This is a genomic window from Bradyrhizobium ferriligni, from assembly GCF_056837965.1.
Genome location: NZ_JBXEJO010000301.1, coordinates 1 through 436, shown reverse-complemented (window position 1 = coordinate 436; position 436 = coordinate 1). Strand labels below are relative to the sequence as shown.

1 protein-coding gene is annotated in these 436 nt (G+C 42.9%); it reads left to right on the top strand.

Annotation, left to right across the window (positions count from 1 at the left end; translation table 11 throughout):
* Nucleotides 1–61: 61 nt before the first annotated feature.
* Nucleotides 62–436 (top strand): hypothetical protein (locus AC1VNY_RS42715; protein WP_482409709.1); only part of this gene is annotated, 375 nt, incomplete at its 3' end.

The following is a 436-nucleotide window of genomic DNA, read 5'->3' as shown; positions in this document are numbered from 1 at the left end:
GCTATTGGCCCATCTACACCTAGAGCACGAAAGAGAAAGGCATTACTAGCTTCAGAAACAGATGAGCAACAGAAAGCAAGACTGCAAACTGTTCGAGTACGCACTGCTGAAGCCCGTTCGTCCTGAAACAGACGAGCAACGTGAAGCAAGACTAGGAACCAATCGAGTACGCACTGCTCAAGTCCGTTCAGCTGAAACAATCGAGCAACGGGAAGCAAGACTGCAAAACGTTCGGATACGCACTACTCTATCCAGACGAACACTGCACGCTGATTTAAATCTAGGTGCATTCCATTACAATACTAATTATGATTACAGTCTTCATCTAAATGTGGTTATTGGAAAAATGGATAGATTATGCGTGTATTGCTACAGTTTTAATCAAAATCCTGACATCATCTGTTTGTCTCGATCAAGTACATTCGATCGAGTATTG